Below are 3,404 nucleotides of genomic sequence, written 5' to 3' on the forward strand. Positions count from 1 at the left end.
CGAGTGGACCGAGGGCAACCCGTTCGCCCAGTTCTTCCGGTTCTTCCTGCTCGGGCAGGGCGAGGTGGCCCCGGTCACCCGCGAGGTGCTGCGGGAGGCCGAGCCCGACCGGGACCGTCGCCCCCGCGTCCACGTCGCCTGACGCCGCTGCCGGCCCGCCGGCAGGCTCCTGGGCGCCGGACGGCGGCCCAGGGCCCTAGCGTCGGGAGCGGGACCTCGTCCAGGCCGGGGCGACGAGGGCGACCAGGGCGACGGCGAAGCCCAACTGGAGCAGGTGGCGGATCCAGTCGATGCCGCTGGTGTGCCGTACCCCGATCCACCCGGCCACGGCGTTGCCGAGCAGGGCGCCCCCGGCGCCGAGCAGCATGGTCAGCCACCAGGGGATCGCCTGCGGGCCGCGCAGGAGCAGCCTGGCCAGCACGCCCAGCACGAAGCCGATGAGCAGAATCCACAGGAGCTGGAACATCGTATTCCCGCCTTTCGAGGGGTGTTGTCCCATGATTCTCCTGTTTGTCCGCCCGGGCACGTCGGCCGCCGGACCGGGCCGGGCGGGCCGGCGCACCGTCGGAGCGGGGGGCACCGGACGCGCTGTCAGTCCCTGGGCATAGCTTCTGCGGTGTCGCCGGGCACGCCGCCCGCACCGACTCCCGCCGAGCGCCCGGAAGGGGCCCCGCATGCCTGTCGCCGCCGACGAGCAGACCACCTACCTGGAGCTGTCCGAGGACACCGGCAGCGCCCACAAGTTCTACGAGGTCCGGGTCGCCGGCGTGGACGTGACGATCACCTACGGGCGGATCGGCGAGGGCGGCCAGGCGAAGACCACCAGCTACCCGTCGCCGGAGAAGGCCGCCGCCGCGGCCGCCAAGAAGATCGGGGAGAAGGTCCGCAAGGGCTACGCCCCGGCCGTGCGCGGGGTGCGGCAGCGCCGCGCGGTGACCCGCCGGGCGATCACCAGCAGCCGCTCGACCGCCCGCCAGGCCCCCGTGCTCTGGCGGTTCCGCTCCGGCGCCGCGGCCTTCGGCATCTTCGTCGGCGAGGAGCACGCCTGGGTGGGCAACGAGCGCGGCGACGTCTACACGCTCACCCACGACGGGCAGGTCACCGGCCGCTACGGCCTGCCGGACGGCGTGAAGTGCATCGTCGCCGACGACTGGTGGATCTACGCCGGCTGCGACGACGGCAAGGTGTACGACCTCGGCGGCAAGGTGCCGCGGGTCGCGTACGAGATCGCCGCCGACGTCGACATCTACTGGCTGGACATCCACGACGGCGTGCTCGGCGTCGCCGACGCCCGCGGCGGGATCACCACCGTCGACCACGAGGACGAGTTCCAGTGGCGGCGCAAGGCCGAGGGCACCGACGGCTGGATGGTCCGCTGCGACGAGGACGGCGTCTACCACGGTCACTCGCGCGGGGTGGCGCGCTACGCCGCGCGCGGCGGCGAGCCGCTGTGGCACACCCGGACCGACGGCGACGTGCTGTTCGGCTGGCAGGAGCGCGACGAGGTGTTCGCCGCGACCTCGCGCGGCTCGGTGCACCGGCTGCGCAAGGCCGACGGCTCGGAGACGGCCCGCTACCGCTGCGACGCCTCCGTGTTCTCGTGTGCCGCCTCGCCCGACGGCCGCTACGTCTTCGCCGGCGACAACCACTCCTCGGTGTACTGCTTCGCGGCGGACGGCACCCGGCTCTGGAAGCTCGGCACCGGCTGCGGCTCCGCGTACAGCATGCAGTACCGCGACGGCCGGCTGTACCTGGTGACCACCGACGGCTCGTTGGTCTGCCTGGACGCGAGCGAGGAGGCGGTGCGGGCGGCCGAGGAGGGCCGGGTGCCGCAGGCCGCCGAGGTGGACGGCAGCGGCTGGACGGCGGCGGTGGCCGGTGCCGAGGTCGAGTCGGTGGTCGCCGGATCGGCGGCGGCCGCGGGCGGCATCGAGGTCGAGTGCGTGGCGGAGGGCGGCCGGTTGCGCGTCCGCGTGGTGTCGCCCGGCTTCGACCCGGCCCGCCGGGTGCAGTTCCCGAAGGACATCCGCGAGCCCGGCGCCCGCTACCTGGTGGCCGAGGTGCTGGAGTCCGGTTCCGGGGCCTTCTACCGGGCCCGCGGCGACATCAAGCGCCTGCTCTAGGCCTGTGACACACCGGGCGCCGCCTGTCAACGGCGTCAATCGCGTCGGGGACCGGACCGGAAAGCCACTGTCCGTGTCCGGTCACCCGCCGATAGGAATATGCCAGGTGCGGACGGACCGCGCCGACGAGAGGAGCCGCTCCGTGTCCCGTCTCCGTGCCGCAGCCCTGACCCTGGGCGCCGCTGCCGCCGCACTGACGCTGTCCATGACCACCGCGCACGCCGCGCCCGGTGACACGGTGAACATGTGCGGGAGCTCGCTCACCCCCAGCGGCTACGTCGACGTGCAGTGGTGGAACAGCGCCGGCTGCGGGTCGGGCACCTTCACCCCCAACAGCAAGAAGATCATGCAGCTCACCGGCTACCCGGTCGGCACCGTGGTCAACGCCTGCGCCTCGACCTGGCCGCCGGCCGGCTGGGTGCAGGTCAGCGAGTTCTACAGCTCCGGCTGTAACTACTCGGCGGTGCCGAGCTTCGGCAAGAACAGCTGGCAGCTGAAGCGCGTCTCCTGACGCCGTTCCGGCCGGTCCCGCCGACCTGCGCCGGTCCACTGCCCCTGGCCGGTCCCGCTGGTCCCACCCGCCCCGCGGCCCCCGGTCCTCGGGAGCCGCGGGGCGCAGCGGGCCGTCAGGCCGCCCGGAAGGGCCACCGCCGGACGTGTCGGCCCGCGCCGGGCCGTCCGGTCGTCCATGATGGGCCCACCGTGCGGGCCGCGGGGGAGGCGCCCCCGCGGCCCGCACCGGGGAGTGACCCCGCCGACCCGAGGAGAGCCGCGCCGTGAACGTGCGTCTGCTGCGCCTGACCGGAGCCGTCACCGCCGTCTACGGGCTCGCCGTCGCCCGCCGCCCGGGGCTGCTGGCCCGCCCGTCCGGGATCAGCGCGCCGGACGGGTCGGTCCCCGCGGACGTGGCCGCCTGCCTGCGCCCGCTGGCGTTCCGGGACGCCGCCTGCGGTCTCGCCATGGTCCTGGCCCCGGACGCTTCGGCGCTGCGGACCGCCACCCTGGTGCGGATCGCCTCCGACCTGGGTGACGCCACGCTGCTCGCCACCGCGCTGCCGAAGCGGCGGCACCGCACGATGGCCGTGGCGGTCTCGATCGGGTGGGCCGCGCTCTCCGCGGCCGGCCTGCTGGCGCGCCCTCCGGCGCACGCCGGGCGCGCAGCGTACGGGCCCGAGCGGCAGGGGCCCCCGCGCCGCCGCCCGAGGGGCACCGGCCCGCGGCGCGCCGCCGGAAAACTCAGCCGGTGAAGTATCTCGACGATTGAGAGATAGGATGCGGCGA

General features: G+C 74.8%; 4 protein-coding genes. 3 read left to right on the plus strand and 1 reads right to left on the minus strand.

The features are described 5' to 3' along the window. Positions 1–196 precede the first annotated feature (196 nt). On the minus strand, positions 197–466 hold the full coding sequence (locus MCM47_RS39570) for a GlsB/YeaQ/YmgE family stress response membrane protein (protein WP_238864248.1): 270 nt from the start codon (positions 464–466) through the stop codon (positions 197–199). A gap of 208 nt (positions 467–674) precedes the next feature. On the opposite strand from MCM47_RS39570, the gene MCM47_RS39575 reads away from it, so the two are divergent. From MCM47_RS39575 to MCM47_RS39585, 3 genes are all read left to right on the plus strand, one after another. Beyond that, the gene (locus MCM47_RS39575; RefSeq protein WP_238951694.1) at positions 675–2,123 is read left to right on the plus strand and encodes a WGR domain-containing protein; all 1,449 of its coding nucleotides are present in this window, start codon (positions 675–677) and stop codon (positions 2,121–2,123) included. Positions 2,124–2,265: 142 nt separating this feature from the next. Next, on the plus strand, positions 2,266–2,634 hold the full coding sequence (locus MCM47_RS39580) for a hypothetical protein (protein WP_238864246.1): 369 nt from the start codon (positions 2,266–2,268) through the stop codon (positions 2,632–2,634). Between the two features lie 265 nt (positions 2,635–2,899). Continuing rightward, positions 2,900–3,370 (plus strand): hypothetical protein, encoded by a 471-nt coding sequence (locus MCM47_RS39585; RefSeq protein ID WP_238864245.1) that lies wholly within the window; start codon positions 2,900–2,902, stop codon positions 3,368–3,370. Positions 3,371–3,404: the final 34 nt, after the last annotated feature.

The organism is Kitasatospora sp. A2-31 (assembly GCF_022288725.1).
In the GTDB taxonomy this organism is placed as follows: Bacteria; Actinomycetota; Actinomycetes; order Streptomycetales; family Streptomycetaceae; genus Kitasatospora.

What these genes read in the sequence shown, in the direction of transcription:
- MCM47_RS39570 (WP_238864248.1), bottom strand. Translation starts at nt 466, where the DNA reads ATGTTCCAGCTCCTGTGGATTCTGCTCATCGGCTTCGTGCTGGGCGTG.
- MCM47_RS39575 (WP_238951694.1), top strand. Translation starts at nt 675, where the DNA reads ATGCCTGTCGCCGCCGACGAGCAGACCACCTACCTGGAGCTGTCCGAG.